The organism is Polaribacter ponticola (assembly GCF_026191475.2).
Taxonomy (GTDB): Bacteria; Bacteroidota; Bacteroidia; order Flavobacteriales; family Flavobacteriaceae; genus Polaribacter; species Polaribacter ponticola.
The window spans coordinates 1,019,523-1,043,422 of the sequence record NZ_JAOSLC020000003.1; the positions used below are offsets into that span (position 1 = coordinate 1,019,523).

The window sequence follows — 23,900 nt, forward strand, 5'->3', positions numbered from 1 at the left end:
ATCGAAAACATTAAGCATAAAACTAATTTTTTTAGTATTCTTATTTTTTTAAATCTTTCATTTTTTTGATGTTTTTTTATAAATATATTAATTTATAATGAAAATTTAAAAAAATTTACTAAAATCAACAACTAACAACATCCAGAACCAGGAGCACAACTAGAACCTTCCATTTCAGAAAATTGTAATTTTGGCTTTTCTGCAGGAATACCACAAGCATCTAACGCTAAACAAGCAGTAATTTTAGATGTTAATAAAAAATTGGTTCCGTCAAACTCTAAATTATATTTACCAATTGTTTCTTTACCTTGGTACTCTACTTCAATTTCTAAATCTTCAAACTTAAAAATCTTTTCTGATAACTCTATAATGTTTACTAATTTTTCTGGGTGTAATCTGTGATCGTAATCATTTTCTTCCCAAAGCTGAAAATTAATAACAGTTTCACTTCTTACTTTACCTCCGCAATCTATAAAGTCTTTGGTAATTTTACCAACTTCTGTTACGTGAAAATGAGCCGGAACTAATTCTCCGTTTGGTAATTGGAACGCTATTTTTTCTAAACCACTTAAATGACTTTTAATTTCTGATAATTTCATATTATTTATTTTTTAATTTGTGAGAATATGTACAACATTTCTGTTGCTATTTGTAAACTTCTTTCTTCATATTTTTCTGCTTGCTGCTCTGTATTGTCAAACAATTTAGGATCTTCATAAGTAATTGGTATCCTTTTTTCTGCACCAGCAATAAATGGGCAATTTCCGTCTGCGTGAGAACAGGTCATAATTGCTGCAAACTCAGAAACAGGATTAAACTCATCATCATATTTTTTAGAAAAAGCAATTATAGGATGAGAATTATCATCAAACTTAATAGCATAAATAGGATTTTTTGCATCAGCAATTTTCTGAATTTCGAATCCTTGTTTCGTTAATGTTTCACCAACTTTAGGAAACATAGCTGTTGCTTCTGTTCCTCCTGAATAGGTAGTTACATTATTTATATCAAAATAATTAGCCATAGTTTGAGCCCATATTTGACTTAAATGACTTCGTCTTGAATTATGTGTACAAATAAAATTTATGTTTGCTGTTTTATTTGCATCAACTTTATCTTGAACAAAATTAATTAATGGTAGTAAAACCAATTTTCTTTCTTCTGCAATTACATCAGTTTTTAATTCTGATATTACTTTTTTAATCTTTTGATTCATTTCTTCTTTATTTCTTTTATTTCTTAACAACAACTTCCTGTTGAATTTTTATTTAAAAACTGCCCCATTAAGTTTTGTATTTCTTCCCAATTTTCATCGTGAATACAATAACAAACACTTGTACCTTCAATAGTTCCTTTTATAATACCTACTTTTTTTAATTCTTTTAAATGCTGAGAAATAGTAGGTTGTGCTAAACCAATCTCTTTTACCAAATCTCCACAAACACAAGATTCTAATTTTATTAAAAACTCTAAAATTGCAACTCTAGCAGGATGTCCTAAAACTTTTGCAATAGCAGCTATCTTATTCTGCTCTTCTGTAAATATTTCTGACTTCGTTAAACCCATCTTAATTTGTTTATTGCAATATTACGATTAATGCTTTAAATAAAAAAGGTTTTCTATATATTTTTAGATAAATCAAACATATAACCTATAGATAAGTTAAAGAAACTTGTGTTAGATAAAGTGTCTTCTGTAATGGTAGCATTGGGTAAATTTAAGTTATAACCTAACTCAAAATCCCAAGAATTAATAGTTAAAGAAACCGGAAAATTAATTTGTGTGTTTAATAAATCAAAAATATCAAAACTTGTAGTTTGCAAAAACCTTTGCCCATTAGACAAAACAATTTGTTCTGTAAATAAAGTTTGTTTTGCAATAATAAAATTGATGCTTGGTTTAAAACGAATTCCTAATTTTTCCGTTCTTTTTAATGTAAAATTTACATAAGAGTTAGATACAATTTGATAAGAATTATCAGTTCCAAAAATATAAGAAGCAGCTATTGTGCTACCTAATGTTCTTGTTTTATTTCTAATACCAAGACTAACATCAAATGAATTTGTAAAATCATCGTACTCTTCAGAATAAAAATATTTGGTGTAACCTATATTGTAAAGTACGTTTTTCTTGCTGCCAATAGAATTAAAATAACCTAAAGAAACACTTGTAAAATCCCAACTTGGAGCAAAGTTTTCATAATAAATTCCGGAAACACTTGCATTAAAACCAGAGGAATGATAATAAGAAACTTGCGGTATTAAATTAAATTGATCTGTACCAGAATCTCTACCAGAAAAATAAGTATTACTATTATAAGATACTGATGTGTATAAGAAATTATAAGAGAAACCACTTTCTACAAGTTCATCTAAAAATTGCTGATCTTCAAAAAAAGTTCATCAATTAAACCATCTAAATCTTCTAAACTTTCTTCTTGTGCATAAGAACAAAAAGAGGTTGCCATTGAAAACAATAGCAACCCAAAAACCTTAATTGTGTTTTTAAATCTTATTAAAAGATGCTTCATAAATAGTTAAAAGCTAATTTCCTCTATTTCTTTTTTCTTACCATTATTAGCATTATTTTTTCTTGGACCATCTTTAAGTTCTCCTCTATCTTTAGAAGTTCTAATTTTATCAATTCGTTCTTTTAGCATTTTTCTTTGCTCGCCCGTTAACGTTTTTCTAAAATTATCTCTAGCTTTTCTTAAACTAACTTGCTGCTTCTTTACCAAACTTTTTTGTTCTCTAGAAAAAGTAGCAACTAGTTGTTTTCTTAATTCTGCTTTAGAAATTGTTCTATCTCTTAAAATAACTAATTGTTCTTTGGTAAGCGATGCTTTAAAAGCATCTCTATTTGTTTTCATTACCAATTTTTCTTTCTCTAACAAATCTCTTTGTTGTTTTGTTAACTCTTTTTTAATTACATTAAAATTAGAGTCTTGAGCAGAAATTACTGTATTAAATAGCATCAAACTAAAAAAGCTTAAGGTTAATATGATGTTTTTTAATTTCATTTTAATAGTTTATTTACGCTAGAAAATCTAAAGTACAAATTTATAATTAACAAGCGTCTTTTGCTGCATGTTTTTCTGTTTCATTATTTATAGTTGCTGTAGTACCATCTTTATACTCGATATCTACAGGGTAATTTAATGCTGGTTTTACAGTTGCATCTGGGTTTGCTTTTCTCCACTCTCTAAGCAACTTAAAATCTGATCTTTCATTAACTTCTATTACAGATGCGTCTTCCATTGTAAAACTTACTGGTAATACTAATTTAAAACATTTTCTTTTGTCTTTTCCTTTTTTGCAAGAATCTTTAACGGTATCCAATTCATCTCTATCAATTAAAGTTTGTGTTGTACCATCTTCTAAAGTTACATCTACAGGAAAAACTAAATCTGGTCTAGTAGTTTCATCTGGATTTGTATCATACCATTCTCTAATTAAAGTCCAATCATCTTTACTTGTTAAGGTAATAGAAGTTGCATCTGGCATTATAAAATCTATAGGATACACAAAATCAAAACATTTATGTCTTCTCTTTTTTCTTCGCTCATTTGTGTCTGTTAATTTTCTTCCATCTAAAGAGAAAAATATTTCACTCGTTTTTTCTTGTCTAGAGTCGTTATCTGTTGCTATAGAAACTTTATAGCCTAATCCGTTTGCTAAAAAAGCACTTTCTGCATAACTATCTGCTAAATCTTCTGTAAAAATAGTTGCTGTTGCTGTTGGCAAATCTGTAACCGCAACAGTTGTTTTTGCAGCAACATCTATACTTTCTATTAAAGAAGTATCGTCTGACATTTCTACACCTTCAGAATCTGAACAAGATGTAAATAATAAAGCTGATAAAATAAAAGCTGTAATAGTAAAAAATAAAATACTAGATTTAAAAATGCGCTCTTTTGAAATTGAAATTTTCATAATAAGTAAAGTTTTTAATTAATAATTGTTTCTATTTATTTAGAACTACATTTTTTAAAATAGTTTGAAAAAATTATAAAATAATTGTTTCAATCATTCCTTCATTTATATAATCATCTAATAATGTGTCTTCTACAAACAAAGAATTTAAAATTAAATTATCTAATTTTTGTTCAGAAAGTTCTGCTTTTACTAAAACCTCGTTAAATAAGGTTGCATCTTCAAACGCATCTATTTCAGATTCTTCTATTAGTAAAGAGTTGATTAAAACATCATCTGAAAAAACAAAAGACTCTATTGTATTAGTTTCTAAACTATTATAATTACTAGAACTTTGCAACCAAACTGTTAAGCTAAGTATAAAAACTAAAGAAGCCGCTGCTATATATTTAAATTGAGGTTGCATCCAAATGATGTTCCCTTTTTTAGAAATAACTTCTTCTGTTACCTGTTCTTCTTTTATTTTATCTAAAATAGACATCTTAGATTTCACAAAATATCCTTCAGGAATATCTGTTCCTAAATATTTTTTATGATGTTTAGAAATATCACCTTTTAAACCTTCTTTTAGAAAGCTTTGTTTGCTGTTATTTTCTGTCGATTTTTTCATAATATATTAGTTAGACCCTACTTTTTAAAAATAGTTTGGATTTATAAAAATATTTTTTCTTCAATAATTTTTACTGCTGTGTAATAAGTAGATTTTAATGTACTTTCTGATATTTCTAATATTTCAGAAATTTGCCTAAAACTCATGTCATCAAAATACTTCATATTAAAAACCAGTTTTTGCTTTTCTTTAAAACCGTTTATAATTTTATGCAGTTTTTGCTGAATTTCACCTCCATCTAAATAGGCGTCTTCAAACAAGGAGGCTAAATTAGATTCTGAAACCTCATCAATATTATCATATCTTTTTTTGTTATTTTTTTCGAGAAATCTAATAGATTCATTGTATGCAATTCTATACATCCAAGTATGCAAACTGCTTTTCCCTTCAAACTTTATAATACTTTTATAAATTCTGATAAAAGTGTTCTGTAAAACGTCATCTGCGTTTTCATGAGTAGTTACAATTCTTCTAATATGCCAATACAAACGTTCTTGATAAGCATCAAGAAGTTCACTAAAAGCGATATCTTTTAGTGCAGGATTTTTTAACTTAATTACAAGTTCTGCGTCTTTACTCAAGTATTGTTTGGTTGGTTACTATTCTTTAGACACAAGATAAAAGAAATAGTTTGAAAAAAACTCTAAATTATATTTTGATTGGCTAAACAAACTAATTACAATCAATCTCCATAAGGGCAAGATGCAAAATAATCTTGAATGTTAAATTTTCTATCTTCAAAAAAAGAATCTAAAATTTTAAAATGCTTTATTCTATCAATTCTAAAAGCTCTATACTCGATTCTTAAATGACACCAAGCAATTAAAATCCATTTATTGTTTGTAGAATACATAGCGCAAGGTTCTATCTTTCTGAAAGATATTGATGGATCATCTGCTTTTTGATAATTAATTTCTACATAATTAAAACTAGTAATTGCTAACTGAATTTCTGACAAAGCATTACTAGAAATCTCTTCATATTTCCAATTAAAAACATGAATTTTATCGTTTAAAAGCTCACTCTTCTGTTGAATAGAACTTTTAAAAACCGATTTTATTTTTGTTAAAGCGTCATTAAAATCATGCACAAAAGAAGCATCTTGAGACTGATTTATAACATGTTGTGCAGTAATTAAAGCATTTGCTTCTTTTTCGGAAAACTGTACAGGTGCAACCGTATAATTATCCATTAAACTATACCCTTTTCCTTCTATGGTAAACACAGGAATTCCTCCTTCTTCTAATTTTTTAATATCTCTGTAAATAGTTCTTATACTAACATCGTATTTTTTAGACAATTCTGTTGCTGTTAATAATCGTTTCGATTTTAACATGGTAAGAATTGATATTAATCTAGATAATTGCGACATAGAAAAACAAAGATAGCGAACCCAAAAGGATTCGCTAAATTAAAAATTATTGCATAGAATGTAATGCAACTCTATTACCTTCTGTATCTAAAAACTGAGCAATAAAGCCGTTTTCATCAATATCCATTTTTGGCATAAATATTTTTCCGCCAGCAGCTTCAACTTTGTTTAAAGCAACATTTAAATCTTCTCCACCATTTAAATAAACTGTAGATCCGTCTGTAGATGGTTTCATTTCTGCCATTTCTACAATTGCGCCTCCTACTCCACCGTTTTCCATATCATAAGGAAACATTCCGTATTTCATATTTTTTTCTGGCATATGAAAATCAGAAATTTCTAAATCTAAAATTGTAGAATAAAATTTTTTTGCTCTTTCGTAATCTAATACAGGAATCTCAAACCAATTAATTGCATTTTTCATTTTGTATGTTTTAAATTATTATACCACAAAAATACTTGATGCTTTGACAGATAATGTCAGAGGTATTTATAATAAAATTCTTTTAATTTTAGTAAAATGACTTTATCTTTTATTACTGTACAAATACTCTGCTGCTGCAACTCCCATTTTATTATATGAATGTCCAACACCTTTTACTATCTTTTTTTCCAATTAAATTTCATCTTAAATTTATCGGCTAATACTTCTGCTGTTTTGAAAAAAATATTCCTCTAGAAAATCTTCCATCTCCTTGTATATTTGCAAGTTTAGTTTTTCTTAAATCACCTCTTTTCTCATATTTATTATCTTTCTCTCCTAATAGAACTATAAGATTAGATTTGAATGATTTTCTTAAATGATTTTTTTTAATATTAAGATCTTTTAATCCATAAGGAAATTCTGTTTCAAAATTTGGTAAAGTATACCAGCCAGAATTTGCTGCTACAATTCTATTTACCTTAGTTTTAGGATTAAAAATAGCTAAACGATGTGCAATTTGTCCGCCAGCAGAATGCCCAAAAAGATCATACTTTTTTTGTGTAGAATTAACATCTGCAACAGCTGTGCTAAATATTCTATCAAAGTCATCAAAAATCCACTCCTCATTAGAGTTTCTCTTTTTAGTTGTTTTGTTTATAAATGAAGAATTTGATAATCTACCTATATTATAATTTTTAGATTTTGGGTATTTTGTTTTGGAATATGATGGAGACAATACTAAAAGGTTGTATTTATTTGCTAAATCTATCCAATTATCTCTATAATCATCACCATTTCTTCCTCCTCCTGGAACTACAATAATAACTGAAAAATTGGGTTTGTAATAAAATATTTTTATTGAATCTTTTTCATTATTAAAGCCTCCTTTAATAGTAAAACTCCCAGAACCTGACTTAATTTTATTCTTTTTTTCTTGCCCAAAAGAAATACCTTTTAATAATAATAAAAGTAAAACTGTAATTGTAAATCGTATCTTCATTTTTTATCTGTTTTAAGAAAAAGACTTCCTATTTATAAAATAGTGACAGTTCTTATTTAAGAAATTCTTAAATTATATCAATTATATTTATATCAATATTAATTTTAAAAATTTGAAAATTTGAAATTTCTATTTGGACATTGTATTTTTACTTTATAAAGAAAATAGTAAATGAAAATCATAATATCACCAGCAAAGTCTTTAGATTTTGAAAGTAAAGTGCCTACAAGTTTACATACACAACCTCGTTTTTTAGACAAGTCGGAAAAATTGAATAAAAAATTAAAAACACTTTCTAAGAAAAAATTATCTGAGTTAATGAAAATTTCTGATGATTTGTCTGCTTTAAATTATGACAGAAATCAAACTTGGCAAACGCCTTTTACACCAAAAAATGCAAAACAAGCAATCTATTCTTTTACTGGCGCTGTTTTTCAGGGGATTGATGTAAATTCTTTATCCGAAGAAAAAATACCTTTACTTCAAAATAACTTAAGAATTCTATCTGGCTTATATGGTTTGTTAAAACCTTTAGATTTAATACAACCTTATAGATTAGAAATGGGTACAAAGTTAAAAGTTGGTAGAACAGAAAACTTATATAAATTTTGGGATAACACTGTTGCAAATGCATTAAATGAAGAACTAAAAGACGATGAATTACTAGTTAACTTAGCTAGTTCAGAATATTTTAAAGTGATACCTAAAAAAGTTTTAAAAGTACCAATGATTACACCTGTTTTTAAAGATTTAAAAAATGGTGAATATAAAATTGTGATGACATATGCTAAAAAAGCCCGTGGCTTAATGGTGCGTTATATTATAGACAACAACGTTAAAACCATTGAAGATCTAAAAGGTTTTAATGTTGATAATTATCGTTATTCTGAAGAAATGTCTACAGAAACCGAATTATTATTTACTCGCTAAATGAATTTAAATTGGTTTAAAATAATAAAAAAAACAGCTCTTATAGGATTCATTCTATCGGCTATTACTATAATTTTATCCAACTTAGTTGTTAACCAAAATGCTAAGGAAAAAGTTTTTACAGATACTTCTAAAATACCCAAAAATAAAGTTGGTTTACTTTTAGGAACTTCTAAAATACTAGAAGGCGGCGAAGAGAATTTGTATTTTATTTATAGAGTTAACGCGGCAGTAAAGTTATTTAAATCAAAAAAAATAGATTTTATACTAATAAGCAGTAGTTACGAATCTAAATACAATGATAATCCGCAAGATTTTAAAATTGAATTATTAAAAAAAGGGATTCCAAAAAATAAAATTTTACTTGATTATGGTGGTAATAGAACTTTAAATTCTGTAATTAGAATAAAAGAAATATACAACCAACAATCTGTAACAATGATTTCTCAAGAATTCCATAATGAAAGAGCTATTTTCTTAGCCGAAAGTTATGGTATAAATGCAGTTGGTTTTAATGCCAAAGATGTTACAAATAGATTAGGCTTAAAAACACAGACCAGAGAATATTTTGCAAGAGTTAAAGTTTTTGTAGATATCTTTTTTAAGCTACAGCCTAAATTTCTTGGAGAAAAGGTTAAAATTAAATAACAGATTGCTTCGTAAAAACTCGTAATGACACTTATTAATTATTATTTAGCTTTACTGAAAACTGCCAACTAAACATCAACAATCTACAATTCTAACATTTACTGCCAAACCTCCTTCTGAAGTTTCTTTATAGTTTTTATTCATGTCTTTAGCGGTTTCCCACATGGTGTCAATCACCTTATCTAATGATACTAAAGAATCTTTAGGATCTGTTTCTAAAGCAATTTCTGCTGCATGTATTGCTTTTATTGCGCCCATAGAGTTACGCTCTATACAAGGTACTTGCACCAAACCTGCAATAGGATCGCAAGTTAAGCCTAAATGATGTTCCATAGCAATTTCTGCTGCAGATAAAGCTTGTGCTGCTGTACCACCTAACAACTCTGTTAAAGCTCCTGCTGCCATTGCAGATGAAACTCCAATTTCTGCCTGACAACCTCCCATTGCTGCAGAAATAGTTGCATTTTTCTTAAAAATACTTCCAATTTCGCCAGCAGTTAATAAAAACTTTTTTATTTCATTAAAATTGGCTTCGTGGTTTTCTATCACTAAATAGTACATTAAAACTGCCGGAATTACACCTGCACTTCCATTTGTTGGCGCTGTTACCACTCTTCCTAAAGCAGCATTCACTTCATTTACAGATAAAGCAAAACAACTAACCCATTTTAAAATTTCTCTAAACTTAACCTCATTACCTCTTATAGCTGTAATCCATTCTTTTTGATTAGAATATGTTGCGTCTTTTATCAATTTTACATGTGTATCAAACGCACGTCTTTTTACATTTAATCCTCCAGGAAGTCTACCTTCTGTATGGCAACCAATATACATGCACTCTAACATGGTTTCCCATATTCTATTCAATTCAAAATCAATTTCGTTTTCAGACCTTAACTCTAATTCGTTTTTAAGAACTATATCAGAAATTTGTAAATTTTCTTTTTCGCAATACTCTTCTAATTGAATTGCTCTATTAATTGGGTACGGAAAATTCTTTTTATTGATTTCAATTTCTTCTTCTAAATTATCATTCTCTTGTACAATAAATCCGCCACCAATAGAATAATACGTTTCAGATGATATTTCTTTTCCATCAGAAAAACCTTTAAAAGTCATTCCATTTGCATGAAATGGTAAAAAATCTCTATTAAATTTGATTGAATTTCTAAGAAAAGAAACTTTTTTCCGCCTTTAAAAAAAATTTCTTCTTGTGTATTTATTCTATCAACAATAATTACAATATCTTCAATAGGAATATATTCTGGGTCTGCTTCACTTAAACCTAATAACACAGCAACATCTGTTGCATGACCTTTACCCGTTAAAGACAAAGAGCCATATAAATTTACCTCAACTGTATCTAAACTTTCTAAAAGATTTTGCTCTCTTAATTTTTCTACCCAAGCTATTGCAGCTCTCCAAGGGCCTAATGTGTGTGAACTAGAAGGTCCAACACCAATCTTAAGCATATCAAAAACACTAATAAATTGCGACATTCGTAATATTAAATCTAAATTATGGTGTAAATGTAAAAAATCCAACTCAATGAGTTGGATTTTTTTATATTATTAAAAAAGAAGAATTTAGAAACCGTAAACAGATTCTTTATCAAATTTTTTCATTAACATGTAATAAACTACAGCTCTGTATTTTTTTCTTTCAGACTTTCCAATTCTCTCCATAACTTCCTCAATACCTGCATCTAATTCAGCACTATCTGCTAAGCCTAACTTTTTAATTAAAAAATTATTTTTAACAGTTGCTAATTCTTTAGCATCAGAACCAGAAACTGTTTCTGCATCTGCTTTATAAATAGAAGGCCCTAAACCTTTAGTTACCGCAGCTAATAATTCTGTATTAGAACGCAAATTTCTATCGTCCATAAATTGTTTGTACAAAGCAACTTTTTCGTCAAATTTACTCATGATTTTGTGTTTAATTTTTATAAAATGTTTTGATTCTTATAGAACAATCCAAATATAAGAAAATAATAATGGATTTCAAATCTCAATGATTGCTCTATACTTAAGATACATTTTGTGTCAATATGTCACAATTTATTTGTTTTTTTTTTTGCTGACATTTATTAGATAAAAAAGTAGTTGGCACACAGTTTGACTATTGTTAAAATGTAAAATTGAATTAAGAATTTTTTAAATTATAAATATATTAGTTATGAGTAAAATTATTGGAATCGATTTAGGAACAACAAACTCGTGTGTTTCTGTGATGGAAGGTAATGAGCCAGTTGTAATACCTAATGCAGAAGGAAAAAGAACAACTCCTTCTATTGTTGCATTTGTAGAAGGCGGTGAACGTAAAATTGGAGACCCTGCAAAAAGACAAGCAGTAACAAACCCAACAAAAACAGTTTATTCTATTAAACGTTTTATGGGTAATAAATTCTCTGAATCTTCTAAAGAAGTAAAAAGAGTACCTTATAAAGTAGTAAAAGGAGATAACGATACTCCAAGAGTAGATATTGATGGTCGTTTATACACGCCTCAAGAAATTTCTGCTATGGTATTACAGAAAATGAAAAAAACAGCAGAAGACTATTTAGGAACTGATGTAGCTGAAGCTGTAATTACAGTACCTGCTTATTTTAACGATGCACAAAGACAAGCTACAAAAGAAGCTGGTGAAATTGCTGGTTTAAAAGTAAGAAGAATTATAAATGAACCAACTGCAGCTGCTTTAGCTTATGGTTTAGATAAAGCAAATGATGATAAAAAAATCGTTGTTTTTGATTTTGGTGGTGGAACACATGATGTTTCTATCTTAGAATTAGGAGATGGGGTTTTTGAAGTATTAGCTACAGATGGTGATACGCATTTAGGTGGTGATGATGTTGATGAAAAAATCATTAACTGGTTAGCAGAAGAATTTATCGCTGATGAAAACATGGATTTAAGAAACGATCCAATGGCTTTACAACGTTTAAAAGAAGCTGCTGAAAAAGCGAAGATCGAGTTATCTTCTTCTGCACAAACAGAAATTAACTTACCTTATGTTACTGCAACTGCTAGTGGACCAAAACACTTAGTAAGAACTTTAACAAGAGCTAAATTTGAGCAATTAATAGACGATTTAGTTAAAAGAACAATAGAACCTTGTCAAACTGCATTAAGAAACGCTGATTTGTCAATCGATGAAATCGATGAAATTGTATTAGTTGGTGGTTCTACAAGAATACCTGCTGTACAAGAAGCTGTTGAGAAATTCTTCGGAAAATCTCCAAGTAAAGGTGTTAACCCTGATGAAGTTGTTGCTCTAGGAGCTGCAATACAAGGTGGTGTTTTATCTGGTGATGTTAAAGATGTATTATTATTAGACGTTACACCTTTATCTTTAGGTATTGAAACTATGGGGAATGTTTTCACAAAGTTAATTGATGCAAATACAACAATTCCTACAAAAAAATCTCAAGTATTCTCTACAGCAGTAGACAATCAACCATCAGTAGAAATTCATGTTTTACAAGGTGAAAGAGCGATGGTTGCAGATAATAATACAATTGGTCGTTTCCATTTAGATGGTTTACCACCAGCACAAAGAGGTGTACCTCAAATTGAAGTAACTTTTGATATTGATGCAAATGGTATTATTAAAGTTTCTGCTTTAGATAAAGGAACAAACAAATCTCACGAAATTAGAATTGAAGCTTCTTCTGGTTTATCTGAAGAAGAAATCGAAAAAATGAGACAAGATGCAGAAGCTAATGCTGATGCTGATAAAGCTGCAAAAGAAACTGCTGAAAAAATTAATGAAGCAGATTCTATGATTTTTCAAACAGAAAAGCAATTAAAAGAATTTGGTGAAAAATTATCTGATGATAAAAAAGGACCAATTGAAGCTGCTTTAGTTGAATTAAAAGCTGCTCATGAATCTAAAGATTTAGCATCAATTGATACTGCTTTAGCAACTATTAACGAGGCTTGGAAAGTTGCATCTGAAGAAATGTATGCTGCACAAGGTGGTGCTGAAGGAGCAAATCCTGGAGCAGAACAACAAGGTCAACCAGAAGCTAATGCAGATCAAGGAGACAATGTTGAAGATGTAGATTTCGAAGAAGTAAAGTAAGCAGAATGTTGAATTTGTTTTTACAAATTCTTACATATCGCTTATCCCAAAATTGATTTGGGATCTCTTAAAAGAAAAACATATTTTCTTATAATAACTAAAACGCAATCATTTATTTGATTGCGTTTTTTTTGTTTCTAAGAAATAATTAGATTTTTTATAAATAAAAATATATTTAAAAACTAAATTTACATCTAACTAAAAACATTATTTCTGTTTTAATAAAATGAATAAACTAAAAAAAACATTTAAGTCAATAATTGAAATTGGTTTACATCAAAATATAAATCAGAAAGAGCTAAAGAAAATTAAGATCTTAAATTTCTCTAGCTTTTTCATGGGAATCACACTTATAATCTCTTTAATTTTAAAACATATTACGAGTGACTTTTCTAACTTTTTAACTATTATTTTTTTAATTGAATCAATACTTTATTTTTCAATTCTTATCTTTAATTATTTTAAATATTATATCACAGCTAGGTATCTTTTCTTTATTTATTTTACTTCAATTTTATTTTTACACAATAACTTCTTGTTTATTGGTGAGTATACAGAGTATTATTATTTAGTAATTCCAATAGGGTCTTTACTCTTTTTTGACAGTAAATATGTTCATTATTCTTTATTAATCATAGTATTAATTTTGTTTTATCTACCAAATCATTTTTTAAATTTATATGAAGAAAATAATTTTGGTTTTTTTCATGTAGCTCCTTTTTTATTGGCGTTTTCATTGCTGTACAGTATTACAGAAATGAAAACTTAAAAAACGAAAGTAAACTTAAAGAAGCTTATATAGAATTACAAGAGCGTAAAAAAAGCGAATATGCAGACTTAAAATTAAAATCCTTGAGAGCACAAATGAATCCACATTTTATGTTTAATGCTCTAAATTCTATTCAAGACTTAATCTTAAAGCAAGATACAGACGCTTCTTATGATTATATTGTAATGTTTGCTCAATTAATAAGAGACTCATTAAATTATTCTAATCATGATTTTATTACGTTAGAAAAAGAATTGGGCTTCTTAAAAATATATTTGGAATTAGAGAAATTACGTATTGGAAATGATTTTAATTATACTATTGATCTTAAGGAAGATGAATCTATTGAAGTACCTTCTTTATTAATACAACCTTTTATTGAAAATGCTTTAGTACATGGTCTAATACATAAAAAAGGAATTAAAACTCTTAAGATTAATTTTAATATTATTAATAATATTTTAGAATGTACTATTACAGATAATGGTATAGGAAGAAAAAAAGCAAAAGAAATATTAAATAGACAAGGCAATCATCACCAATCTTTTGCTTTACAAGCAATAGAAAAACGATTAGAAGTTTTTTATAAAAAATACAATAAAAATGTAGGTTATAAAATTACTGATTTATATGAGAATGAAACTCCGATTGGCACAAAAGTAGTCTTAACAATACCATATAATGCTCGTTTTTAAATTAAAAAATGAAAACCTACAATCAAACCAATTTTTTTAAATATACTTTCTGTGAATTTACGCAAGACACCAGTTTTGAGTTTCCAGAAAACAGCAATTATAAAAGCAAGTCTGATAGCACTTATTTTTACACAAAAGAAGGTGTTTATAGAAAATCGAATCATTGGGGAAGAGTTGCTAATTGTAGATGGAAACTAATTTCTAACGAAGATTATAAAAATCAACAAATAGTTGTTGGTTTTGCAAAATGGAGCAACTTCTACCCTATTAATTCTACTGAAGAAATATTTTTTATTGAAGTCGATTTTGATAAAAAAAATGCCATTTTAAAAGCTAATGAAAAAGCAAACAATAAATTTTCGTTTTCTGAAGCACAAAAAAAATTAAAGATATAAATCAATTCTTTAAAAGTGATAAATGGGCTACATATTATGAAGAAGACATTAATATATTAAGAAGGAAAATTATATCAGAATATTTAACTTCTAATAAAACAATACAAGAGATTAAATTGGGTTTCAAATAAAAATCATTCTTATTTATTTCGTAAATTCGCTCTAGATTAAAATCATAAAAATCTAGATGAACATTCCACAAACTAGCTTTCCAAGAGTTGTTATTATTGGTGGTGGTTTTGCAGGTTTAGCAGCTGCAAAAGGACTAGAAGAACAAGAATTACAAGTTGTTTTAATAGACAAACACAATTACCACACTTTTCAACCTTTACTTTATCAAGTTGCAACTGGTGGTTTAGAACCAGATTCTATTGCTTTTCCACTTAGAAAACGTTTTAACGATGTAGAAAACTTCTACTTTAGATTAACAAATGTTTTAAAAATTAATTCTGAGAAACAAACAATTGAAACGACCATTGGAAATTTAGAATATGACGAATTAATTATTGCTACAGGTTCTACAACTAACTTTTTTGGTAATACAAATATCAAAAAACACACAATGGAGATGAAATCCATTCCGCAATCTTTAAACATTAGAAGTTTAATTTTAGAAAACTTTGAAGAAGCTCTTTTAACTTCTAATTTAGAAGAAAGAAAAGCTTTAATGAATTTTGTAATTGTTGGTGGCGGACCAACAGGGGTAGAATTGGCTGGTGCTTTGGCAGAAATGAAAAAAGGGATTTTACCTAAAGATTATCCAGATTTAGACATTAGGCAAATGCAAATAAACCTAATTCAAAGTTCGGAATGTATCTTAAAAGGAATGAGCGTAAAAGCTTCTGAAAAAGCAGAAGATTTTCTAATAAAATTAGGCGTAAATGTTTGGAAAAACCTACGTGTTTTAGATTATGATGGTAAAACAGTAACCACAAATGGAGAAGATCATTTTAGAGCTGAAACTGTTATTTGGGCTGCTGGTGTAAAAGGAGAATTAATTGATGGTTTAGATGCTGAATGCGTTATAGAAAGAGCTGCAAGAATAAAAGTAGACGAATATAACAAAGTCTTAAACCACAAAAACATATATGCAATTGGTGATATTGCTTGTATGTCATCAGAAAAAAACAAATATGGTCATCCAATGATGGCTCAACCTGCTATTCAACAAGGAAAATTACTCGCAAAAAATATTTTAGCAAAATTAGCTAACAAAAAACAGAAAGCATTTGTTTATAATGATAAAGGTTCTATGGCTACTATTGGTAGAAATAAAGCCGTTGTAGATTTACCTAAATGGAAATTTCAAGGAGTATTTGCTTGGTTTGTTTGGATGTTTGTGCATTTATTTTCTTTAATTGGATTTAGAAACAAAGCCATTGTTTTTCTTAATTGGGTTTATAATTACATTCGTTTTGATAGAGAAACTCGATTAATTATTAGGCCTTATAAAAACAGAAAAAAGTTTCTTAAATGAGTATTACCAGAATCATAAAATGTTCTAATTGTGGTGTTTTTAACACCAACAAAGAGTATTGTAAAAACTGTAATACCTTAATTTCTGATGCTAAAAAAAGAGAACTAAAAGCATCTCAAGTAAAACAAAAACAGATAGATGAAGTTATCTACGAATTAGAAAACCCTAGTTTAGCAGAAAGACTAAAAAAACATCCTTCTTTTTTATATAAAATTCTAGGTTGGATATTGTATTCAGCAATTTTGGTTGTCACAACAATTGGCGCTGGTTTAGCTTGGTTTATTGCAATGGTTGCAGCAGGTTAATATGAAAAAAATACTTTTATATTACTTTCTTTTTTCACTATTTACTGGTACAGCTGTTTATATTCTTCAATCTTTATCTATTCCTTTACCAAGAATTATTCGTTTTTATTTAAACGATTTTTTAATCATACCTATTATTCTTTTTATTTGTCTTCAAGTATTAAAATGGTCTAAAAATGATAAAAGCTACAACATCAGCTTGCCCATAATTTTATATTTATGTTTTTTATATAGTCTTTTATTCGAATTTATTTTCCCTACATATTTAGCAAGATATACCAAAGACTTTGTAGATGTTATTTTATACTTTGTAGGTGGTTTTGTATTCTATTATCTTCAAAAAATTAAAAAATGAATTCTAATAAAATTGCAAAAGAAAATATAGCTCGTTTAAACACTGCAATAGCATTTATAGAAAGCAATTTATCAGAAAAACTATCTTTAGAAATAATCGCAGAAAAAGCGCATTTTTCTCCTTTTCATTTTCATCGATTATTTAAAATTGTGGTTGGTGAAACGGTACATAATTTTATCAATAGAAAAAGAATAGAAAAATCTGCAGCTTATTTATTACATCAAAAAGAAATAAATAGTACAGAAATAGCAGAAAGAGTTGGTTTTAGCTCTCTATCTGCTTTCTCTAAATCATTTAAAAAATTCTACGGAATATCTCCTAATAATTTCAAGAAAGAAAGTACAGAAAAATATAGCAAGATTTGCAAAACAGATAGCAAGAATGGCAAAGTAACTATTACTTTTGAACAATATATTTGCAATATCAATAATGCTTTAAAGTGGTTACAAATGAATGCAAAAACAGAAATTAAAAAAGTACCAAGATTAGATTTAGGCTACATTTCTCATAAAGGTAAAATGGAAGCAATTGGAAGCGTCTATAATAAGTTAGTAAAATGGGCTACGCCCAAAGGTTTGATTAATGAAGAAACAAGAATGGTAACAATTTATCATGACAGTCCAAAAATTACAGATCCTAATAATTTAAGAATGAGTGCTTGTATTGTTCTTAATGATCCTATAGAACTTGATGGAGAAGTAAACTTAAAAATTTTAAGTCCCACAAAATGTATTGTATCAAGATTAGAAATTACACCTTTTGAGTTTCAACAAGCTTGGGAAGCTTCTTTTGCTTTTATGATAGAAAACGGTCACAAAAAATCTGAAGTTGATCCTTTTGAAGTTTATTACAACAATGCTGCAGAACATCCAGAAAACAAGTTTATTGTAGATTTATGTATTCCTATTTTGTAAAAGCTTAATGTTATTTGTCCGTTCGAGCGCAGTCGAGAACTCTATTAAAATCTCGACTGCTTTAACAAGACATAATTACATTATTAGAGCCATTCACCTTTTCCTAATTTATTTTTGTCAAATGAGGTATTAAAAACAACAGTTCAGTATTTGTTTTTATTCTAAGATTGAACAACACAGCATCTTTGTACTATCAAAAAACCAAACACAGATGAAACGTATTCTATTTTTCTTATTTACTATTTGTCAATTCTCATTAATTGCGCAAACTACAATTTCGGGTAAAGTAACAGACTCAAAAAACAACACTATTTTTGGTGCAAATATTTATTTAGACGGCACTTACGATGGAGCATCAACAGACGAAAATGGAGAGTTCTCTTTTAAAACTGAAGAAAAAGGAACACAAACGTTAGTAATATCATTTGTTTCTTTTGAAACGTATGTAAAAACAGCAGATGTTTCAACTCTTAAAAACTTAACAATAAAATTAAGAGACGATGTAAATTCTTTAGATGCAGTTGTAATAAATGCAGGAACTTTTGAAGCTGGAGAAAAAGCAAAAGTTACCGTTTTAAAACCTTTAGATATTGTAACAACAGCAAGTGCATTGGGCGATGTTTTTGGTGCTTTACAAACCTTACCAGGAACTACAACTGTAGACGAAGACGGACGTTTATTTGTAAGAGGTGGAGAAGCAGAAGAAACACAAATTTTTATAGACGGAATTCGTGTTTTTACACCTTATGCCGCGTCTGCAAATAATATACCTACTCGTGGTCGTTTTTCGCCATTTTTATTTAAAGGAATTTCTTTTTCAACAGGAGGTTATTCTGCAGAATACGGACAAGCGCTTTCTAGTGTTTTACAATTAAATACAGTTGATGAACCTACAGAAGAAAAAACCGATTTGTCTCTTATGACACTAGGTTTAGGTGTTGGTAACACTCAAATCTGGGGCAATAATTCTTTTAGCGTAAATACTTCTTACGTTAACTTAGCTCCTTACCAAGAAACTTTTCCTGATAGAAATGAATGGGAAAAACCAGTACAAGCTTTAAATGGAGAAATGGTTTTTAGACATAAATTTAAAAATGAATCATTATTAAAATTATATGGTGCTTTTAGTTACACAGATTTTGATGTAACACAAGATGATATTAATTATGAAGATGGATTAAGATTTGGATTAAAAAACAGAAATCTTTATTTTAATACTTCTTATAAAAACAAATTTGGAGATAATTGGAAAATTGAAACAGGTTTAAGTTTTACTAACGATCATTCTAACCTTAAAATTATAGATGATAAAATAGCAAGTAATGAAAACTCGGTACATTTAAAAGTAAAGCTTAAAAAACAATTTTCTAATCGTTTTAAAATTAGTTTTGGTTCTGAGTATTTTATAACCGATTTTAACGAAAGTTACACTCCAAATAATAGTAACAAATTCGATTACGGTTTTAACAATAACATCTTCGCTACTTTTGCAGAAACCGATATTTTCTTCTCTAAAAACCTAGCTACAAAAATAGGAGTTCGTGCAGAACATTCTCAGTTATTAAATGAATCTACAATTTCTCCTAGAGTTTCTTTAGCTTATAAAGCAGGAAAGAACTCACAATTTTCTTTGGCGTATGGTCAATTTTATCAGAACCCAAAAAATGATTATTTAAAATTTAATCAAAATTTTAAAGCAGAAAACACATCGCACCTAATTGCCAATTATCAATCTACAAAACAAGGTCAAATTTTTAGACTAGAAGCCTATTATAAAAATTATAAAAACTTAGTAATGTACGATAGTAATATACCAACTTACACAAGTAATTATAACAATAATGGAAATGGATTTGCAAAAGGTTTTGACGTTTTCTGGAGACAAAACGGAAAAATAAAAAATACAGATTATTGGGTTTCTTATTCATTTTTAGATACCGAAAGAGCATATAAAAACTATCCAACCTCAGCAACACCTAATTTTGCGTCTAAACATAATCTATCTGTAGTTGCAAAACATTTTATTACAGGTTTAAAAAGTCAAGTTGGTTTTAGTTATAATTTTGCCTCTGGTAGAAATTACACCAATCCAAACGAAATTGGTTTTTTAAATAATAAAACTAAAAACTATAATTCTGTAAGCTTAAATTGGGCGTATTTAATAGATCAACAAAAAATTCTATATTTATCTGTTAACAATGTTTTGGGCACACAAAATGTATTTGGTTACAACTATAAAAATACAGCAGAACCAAATGGAAACTTCAATAGACAAGCTATTATACCAAATGCAGACAGATTCTTTTTTGTAGGTTTCTTCTGGACAATCAGTGATAATAAAAAATCAAATCAATTAGATAATTTGTAATATTTTTAGAAGCTATTTCCTGCTTTTCGCACTCGCTTTTTTTATGCTTAATTTATTTCAGCATCTATTTATCTTATATAATTAATTTTATTTTTTAGATAAGGTATTTAATCTAGTTAAGCATAAAAAAAGAGCTCAAACAAACGCTACAATCAGGGCTAAGCATTTCTAATAACTAATTGTAAATACTAAAAATTAATAATTATTTACACACTAAATTACAACTCAGAAGCAAAAAATTACAATTGGGTATTGTTCTTGTGTAATTCACATAAAAACATCAGATATTTGAATCATCAATAAAATATAAAATAAGAATCATGAAAAATTTACTTTTATTATTTGTAATCCTTCTAAGCGGAATTCTAACAACAAGTGCACAAGAAGAAACAGTCGATTTAACGATACAAATTAGTGGTTTAAATTCCGACAAAGGAACCTTATTAATTGCTCTTTACAATAAAAAAGAAAATTTTTTAAAAAAAGCTTTTAAAGGAAACATTATAAAAATTAAAGATAAAAAATCTGAAGTTACTTTTCAAAAATTACCTAAAGGAGAATATGCTGTTTCTTTTGTTCATGACGAAAATGATAACAAAAAAATGGACACTAACTTTTTAGGAATTCCTAAAGAAGACTACGGTTGTTCTAATAATGCTAGAGGCTTTATGGGACCTCCAAAATATGATGATGCTAAGTTTAACTTAAACGCTAATAAAGAAATAACTATAAAAATAAACTAATGAACTTAAAAAAGATATCCTTTTCTCTAATTGCTATTTGTGGCGTATTAGTGGGTTTATACCCAATTGTATACTTTTTAGTACCAGACAGAAAGTTCGGTTTATTAGCAGGGAAATCTGCAGAACTTTTAGCCAATAACATTTGGAATACTATGTTTTATACACATATTATTCTTGGCGGAATTGCATTACTTATTGGTTGGTTACAATTCAATAAAAAATTAAGATTAAAAAACTTAGAATTACACAGAAAAATTGGCAAAATCTATGTGCTTTCTGTTTTATTAAGCGCAATCTCTGGTTTATATATTGGTTTTTATGCTTCTGGTGGAATCATTGCTAAATCTGGTTTTATTACAATGGCAATTGCTTGGTTTTTAACAACTTTATTTGCTTTTACAGCTATAAAAAAAGGGAATGTTCTTCTACATCAAAAATTAATGATCTATAGTTATGCTATATGTTTTGCTGCAGTTACTTTAAGAATTTACTTACCTATTTTCATTCCAATATTTGGTAGCTTTTTACCTGCTTATAAATTAATTGCTTGGTTATGCTGGATTCCAAATACCATAATAGCCTACTTTATTATTAAATCTCAAATAAAACAAACAACTTAAAATTATACATTATGAAAAAATCAATCTTAATTATCGCTTTATTATTTGCAGGTATTTCTACTGCACAATCTAAATACCAAGCGGGAATGAAAAAAGCATTCTCACTTTGGAGTGAAGGAAAAATGTCGGAAACCTCTCAACTTTTTGAAAGAATTTCTAAAGCTGAACCAACAAAATGGAAACCTGCATATTACGCTGCAACGGTAGAAATTATTGGTAGTTTTCAAATAAAAGATGAAGTAAAATTAAAAGCAAAATTAACAAAAGCACAAGAATTTTTAGATGCTGCAACTACTAACTCACCTAATAATCCAGAAATTTTAATTACACAAGCATTATTAAACACTGCTTACATTGTTTTTGACGGACAGAAATACGGAATGACAATGTCTATGAAAAATGGAGGTTTGTATGCAAAAGCATTAAAAATTGCACCAAACAATCCTAGAGTTATTTTTAGCAAAGCACAATCAGATATTGGAGGCGCTCGTTTCTTTAGTAAATCTACTAAACCTTACTGTGCAGAAATTAAAAGAGCAATTAAACTAAGTAAAGAGGAAAATATTGAGGAAGAATTTTATCCGAAATTTATGTTAGAAAGAGCTGAACAAGCTTTAAAAGATTGCGAAAAATAGGTTCAAATTATCAGTAGCAGTTTTCAAAATTTATTGTAAACTGCTACTTTATTAAAACTTAAACCTTTTTTATTAAGTTAGAAACCGGATCTACATATAGTTTTTTCTTACCATATGGTAGAGCTACTCTAGCATCATGCAAAGTTCCGAAAGTTATTCCATCTTCAAAAACTACGGTTTTACTTGGCTCTAAATAATAAAAAATACAGTTTCTATATTCGTCTAAATATTTTGGCTGAATTCTAGTTAAGAATTCAGAGTAAACAGTATCAAAGTTTTCGCCAACCTTAGACTGTAACCATCTATATACAAGTCCTGTATCTAAAAAAGTGTTTTTAGCGTTTTTACCCTGCATAGATTCTCTTTTAGGTAAGTATTCAAGATCATCAGATTTACCATTTCTATTGTTAGAAAAATCACCTTTAGTTTTATGTTTAGCTCTTGATCCAGAAGTTTTTCTTAGCAACCATTTAGACATTATTGTAAAATTTTTTTATAAAATCTTGCTTCGCTTTTTCATCATCTCCAAACAACCATTGCAATACATTATCCTCCCAAATCTGACTTTTTTCGGTTTCAGTAATAAGATTTTCTTCTATAGCTAAATCTAATAACTTGCCAGGATAAGACGATTGTGCATCACTTTCCATTTCACCTAAAGGATAAGGATCATCAAGTCCCATTAATACTTGTTTTGTTCCTTGTCTTTCTATCATTAACTTTAAAGAGTCAGTATCGTGTACAAGCGTATCAAAGAAAATATTTTTATGCCCAACAGCTTTTCTAGGGTGCGTTTTACCTTCAAACAAATCTGGACGACCATCAAAACCCTGAATACGTCTACCTAAATTCATTTGCGCCAATTGACCTCCATGAGCAAAACAAGTTCTAATATTTTTAAAACGCTCTTGCATACCGTTTAACGTATAAAAATGATACGCATCGCCACACTGTGCTAGCATCCAAATTAAATGAAAACGCCAATTGGTATTTTCTAATTTTATCATTTTATCTCCATCATACGGATGAATTTCAATAGCCAATTTGTATTTGTCTGCTAACTCAAAAATTCGATCATTCTCTTCATCAAAAACACAACGCCATTGCCCTATAGAATCCATAAAATGTGTTGGTAAACACAATACTTTTAACCCTAATTCTTCTACACAACGTTTCATTTCATCTAAAGCCCCATAAATAAAACCTGGATGCACAACAAATCCGCATGTAAATTTAGAAGGATGCTCTTTTTGCACTTTCGCGTTAAAATCGTTCTGAAAACGCAATGCTTTTTTCATTTCTTCCAAACGCAAACCGTTACCATATAATTGAGAAAGATTTAAAACCACAGCGTGATCTAGCTTATTTTTTTCCATCCAGAGTAATTTCTCATCAAGAAAAAAACTAGAATCCGTTACTGGTCGTTTCCATCCTTTTTGCAACATGTGCTTTCGCTCATTATCTACCCAAAAAATTTCTTTATCCTTCATAAATTGAGGAATTTCTTCTGGATAAGGTAATAAATGTGAATGTCCGTTAATTCTTAATTTTCTATTTTTCATTTGTCATTGCGAGTTTACGAAGCAATCTTTTGATTGATTAACAGATTACTTCATTCGTTC

At 28.5% G+C, this 23,900-nt stretch carries 27 protein-coding genes and 1 pseudogene; 13 read left to right on the forward strand and 15 right to left on the reverse strand.

Annotation, left to right across the window (positions count from 1 at the left end; genetic code table 11):
• Window positions 1-131: 131 nt before the first annotated feature.
• The 11 genes from N5A56_RS09605 to N5A56_RS09655 form a co-directional block, all read right to left on the reverse strand.
• Window positions 132-599 carry a DUF6428 family protein gene (locus N5A56_RS09605; protein WP_265725262.1) on the reverse strand — a complete coding sequence of 156 codons (468 nt, stop codon included), beginning with the start codon at window positions 597-599 and terminating at the stop codon, window positions 132-134.
• 5 nt (window positions 600-604) lie between these two features.
• Window positions 605-1,216: an arsenate-mycothiol transferase ArsC gene (locus N5A56_RS09610; RefSeq protein ID WP_265725263.1), complete on the reverse strand. Its 612-nt coding sequence runs from the start codon at window positions 1,214-1,216 to the stop codon at window positions 605-607.
• Between the two features lie 23 nt (window positions 1,217-1,239).
• Entirely contained in the window at window positions 1,240-1,566 is a 327-nt protein-coding gene (locus N5A56_RS09615; protein ID WP_265725264.1) for an ArsR/SmtB family transcription factor, read from the reverse strand.
• A gap of 53 nt (window positions 1,567-1,619) precedes the next feature.
• Window positions 1,620-1,844: a hypothetical protein gene (locus N5A56_RS09620; RefSeq protein WP_265725265.1), complete on the reverse strand. Its 225-nt coding sequence runs from the start codon at window positions 1,842-1,844 to the stop codon at window positions 1,620-1,622.
• A 692-nt stretch (window positions 1,845-2,536) separates the two neighbouring features.
• The gene (locus N5A56_RS09625; protein ID WP_265725266.1) at window positions 2,537-3,019 is read right to left on the reverse strand and encodes a hypothetical protein; all 483 of its coding nucleotides are present in this window, start codon (window positions 3,017-3,019) and stop codon (window positions 2,537-2,539) included.
• Window positions 3,020-3,065: 46 nt separating this feature from the next.
• Window positions 3,066-3,932, reverse strand: coding sequence for a hypothetical protein (locus tag N5A56_RS09630; protein ID WP_265725267.1), 867 nt, complete (start codon window positions 3,930-3,932; stop codon window positions 3,066-3,068).
• Window positions 3,933-4,005: 73 nt separating this feature from the next.
• A complete protein-coding gene (locus tag N5A56_RS09635) occupies window positions 4,006-4,542 on the reverse strand; it encodes a hypothetical protein (RefSeq protein WP_265725268.1) in 537 nt (178 codons plus the stop codon).
• A 41-nt stretch (window positions 4,543-4,583) separates the two neighbouring features.
• Window positions 4,584-5,123: an RNA polymerase sigma factor gene (locus N5A56_RS09640; protein WP_265725269.1), complete on the reverse strand. Its 540-nt coding sequence runs from the start codon at window positions 5,121-5,123 to the stop codon at window positions 4,584-4,586.
• Between the two features lie 101 nt (window positions 5,124-5,224).
• Entirely contained in the window at window positions 5,225-5,914 is a 690-nt protein-coding gene (locus tag N5A56_RS09645; protein WP_265725270.1) for a helix-turn-helix transcriptional regulator, read from the reverse strand.
• Window positions 5,915-5,960: 46 nt separating this feature from the next.
• A complete protein-coding gene (locus N5A56_RS09650; RefSeq protein ID WP_265725271.1) occupies window positions 5,961-6,338 on the reverse strand; it encodes a VOC family protein in 378 nt (125 codons plus the stop codon).
• Between the two features lie 217 nt (window positions 6,339-6,555).
• The gene (locus tag N5A56_RS09655) at window positions 6,556-7,338 is read right to left on the reverse strand and encodes an alpha/beta fold hydrolase (RefSeq protein ID WP_274270377.1); all 783 of its coding nucleotides are present in this window, start codon (window positions 7,336-7,338) and stop codon (window positions 6,556-6,558) included.
• A 171-nt stretch (window positions 7,339-7,509) separates the two neighbouring features.
• Here N5A56_RS09655 and yaaA point away from each other — a divergent pair, with 171 nt between their 5' ends.
• A complete protein-coding gene (yaaA, locus tag N5A56_RS09660) occupies window positions 7,510-8,268 on the forward strand; it encodes a peroxide stress protein YaaA (RefSeq protein ID WP_265725273.1) in 759 nt (252 codons plus the stop codon).
• A complete protein-coding gene (locus tag N5A56_RS09665) occupies window positions 8,269-8,916 on the forward strand; it encodes a SanA/YdcF family protein (protein WP_265725274.1) in 648 nt (215 codons plus the stop codon).
• A gap of 75 nt (window positions 8,917-8,991) precedes the next feature.
• On the opposite strand, the pseudogene N5A56_RS09670 reads toward N5A56_RS09665, so the two are convergent.
• A pseudogene (locus N5A56_RS09670) lies at window positions 8,992-10,415 on the reverse strand (L-serine ammonia-lyase).
• An 87-nt stretch (window positions 10,416-10,502) separates the two neighbouring features.
• Window positions 10,503-10,844 carry a DUF2853 family protein gene (locus N5A56_RS09675; protein WP_265725276.1) on the reverse strand — a complete coding sequence of 114 codons (342 nt, stop codon included), beginning with the start codon at window positions 10,842-10,844 and terminating at the stop codon, window positions 10,503-10,505.
• A gap of 250 nt (window positions 10,845-11,094) precedes the next feature.
• On the opposite strand from N5A56_RS09675, the gene dnaK reads away from it, so the two are divergent.
• From dnaK to N5A56_RS09730, 11 genes are all read left to right on the forward strand, one after another.
• Window positions 11,095-13,002, forward strand: a complete 1,908-nt coding sequence (gene dnaK / locus N5A56_RS09680) for a molecular chaperone DnaK (RefSeq protein ID WP_265725277.1) — start codon at window positions 11,095-11,097, stop codon at window positions 13,000-13,002.
• Between the two features lie 852 nt (window positions 13,003-13,854).
• A complete protein-coding gene (locus N5A56_RS09685) occupies window positions 13,855-14,466 on the forward strand; it encodes a sensor histidine kinase (RefSeq protein ID WP_274270378.1) in 612 nt (203 codons plus the stop codon).
• An 8-nt stretch (window positions 14,467-14,474) separates the two neighbouring features.
• Complete coding sequence (locus tag N5A56_RS09690) at window positions 14,475-14,861, forward strand: hypothetical protein (protein ID WP_265725279.1); 387 nt, start codon at window positions 14,475-14,477, stop codon at window positions 14,859-14,861.
• 187 nt (window positions 14,862-15,048) lie between these two features.
• The gene (locus tag N5A56_RS09695) at window positions 15,049-16,338 is read left to right on the forward strand and encodes an NAD(P)/FAD-dependent oxidoreductase (protein ID WP_265725280.1); all 1,290 of its coding nucleotides are present in this window, start codon (window positions 15,049-15,051) and stop codon (window positions 16,336-16,338) included.
• The gene (locus N5A56_RS09700) at window positions 16,335-16,643 is read left to right on the forward strand and encodes a glutathione S-transferase family protein (RefSeq protein ID WP_265725281.1); all 309 of its coding nucleotides are present in this window, start codon (window positions 16,335-16,337) and stop codon (window positions 16,641-16,643) included. Before N5A56_RS09695 ends, N5A56_RS09700 begins: the two co-directional genes overlap by 4 nt.
• Before the next feature lies 1 nt (window position 16,644).
• On the forward strand, window positions 16,645-16,998 hold the full coding sequence (locus tag N5A56_RS09705; RefSeq protein WP_265725282.1) for a hypothetical protein: 354 nt from the start codon (window positions 16,645-16,647) through the stop codon (window positions 16,996-16,998).
• Entirely contained in the window at window positions 16,995-17,912 is a 918-nt protein-coding gene (locus N5A56_RS09710) for an AraC family transcriptional regulator (RefSeq protein ID WP_265725283.1), read from the forward strand. The genes N5A56_RS09705 and N5A56_RS09710 overlap by 4 nt, the downstream gene beginning before the upstream one ends.
• 211 nt (window positions 17,913-18,123) lie before the next feature.
• Window positions 18,124-20,280: a TonB-dependent receptor gene (locus tag N5A56_RS09715; protein WP_265725284.1), complete on the forward strand. Its 2,157-nt coding sequence runs from the start codon at window positions 18,124-18,126 to the stop codon at window positions 20,278-20,280.
• A 320-nt stretch (window positions 20,281-20,600) separates the two neighbouring features.
• A complete protein-coding gene (locus N5A56_RS09720; RefSeq protein ID WP_265725285.1) occupies window positions 20,601-21,023 on the forward strand; it encodes a DUF2141 domain-containing protein in 423 nt (140 codons plus the stop codon).
• Window positions 21,023-21,643, forward strand: a complete 621-nt coding sequence (locus tag N5A56_RS09725; protein WP_265725286.1) for a DUF2306 domain-containing protein — start codon at window positions 21,023-21,025, stop codon at window positions 21,641-21,643. Before N5A56_RS09720 ends, N5A56_RS09725 begins: the two co-directional genes overlap by 1 nt.
• A gap of 11 nt (window positions 21,644-21,654) precedes the next feature.
• Complete coding sequence (locus tag N5A56_RS09730) at window positions 21,655-22,278, forward strand: hypothetical protein (RefSeq protein ID WP_265725287.1); 624 nt, start codon at window positions 21,655-21,657, stop codon at window positions 22,276-22,278.
• 58 nt (window positions 22,279-22,336) lie between these two features.
• Here N5A56_RS09730 and N5A56_RS09735 read toward each other — a convergent pair whose 3' ends face one another.
• Together N5A56_RS09735 and N5A56_RS09740 are read right to left on the reverse strand one after the other, a co-directional pair.
• On the reverse strand, window positions 22,337-22,756 hold the full coding sequence (locus N5A56_RS09735; protein ID WP_265725288.1) for a hypothetical protein: 420 nt from the start codon (window positions 22,754-22,756) through the stop codon (window positions 22,337-22,339).
• On the reverse strand, window positions 22,749-23,840 hold the full coding sequence (locus N5A56_RS09740) for an amidohydrolase family protein (RefSeq protein ID WP_265725289.1): 1,092 nt from the start codon (window positions 23,838-23,840) through the stop codon (window positions 22,749-22,751). The genes N5A56_RS09735 and N5A56_RS09740 overlap by 8 nt, the downstream gene beginning before the upstream one ends.
• Window positions 23,841-23,900 lie beyond the last annotated feature (60 nt).